The sequence below is a fragment of the Bacillus sp. JJ634 genome, assembly GCF_036962285.1.
Classification (GTDB): Bacteria; Bacillota; Bacilli; order Bacillales; family DSM-1321; genus Peribacillus; species Peribacillus asahii_A.
The window spans coordinates 1-407 of sequence record NZ_JBALMU010000212.1 but is presented as its reverse complement, the minus strand read 5'-3'; the positions used below and the strand labels follow the sequence as shown (position 1 = coordinate 407).

Annotated in this window: 1 protein-coding gene; it reads left to right on the top strand. The window is 39.6% G+C overall.

Translation table 11 applies throughout. The features are described 5' to 3' along the window. The coding region (locus V7068_RS22075; RefSeq protein WP_499714568.1) for an SPASM domain-containing protein at nt 1-329 on the top strand (329 nt) is incomplete at its 5' end. Nucleotides 330-407 lie beyond the last annotated feature (78 nt).

Below are 407 nucleotides of genomic sequence, written 5' to 3'. Positions count from 1 at the left end.
TACCAGGAAGCGGCGTGAAAATTGCGGAACGCATCTTCATTAATCAAGATTACGAGTTTCAGTGGCCTGCGTTACATGAAGAAGAAGATGATGGGAAGGGCTTCTGCTATGGCATGCGAAATCAAGCAGGGATTTTAGCAAATGGAACGGTTATCCCTTGTTGTCTGGATGGTGAGGGAGTTATTAACCTTGGAAATATTAATGATCATTCATTTTCTGATATTATCGAGATGGACAGAGCAAAAAACCTTGTAGATGGTTTTTCACGAAGAGTGGCAGTGGAGGAACTATGTAGAAAATGCGGATATCGCAAAAGGTTTGGAAAATAGATAATAGGCAAATGATTTGGATTTAATAAGTTAGATAGAGTCATTCCAACTCATTCCCTCATTTAGATATAACGCGGT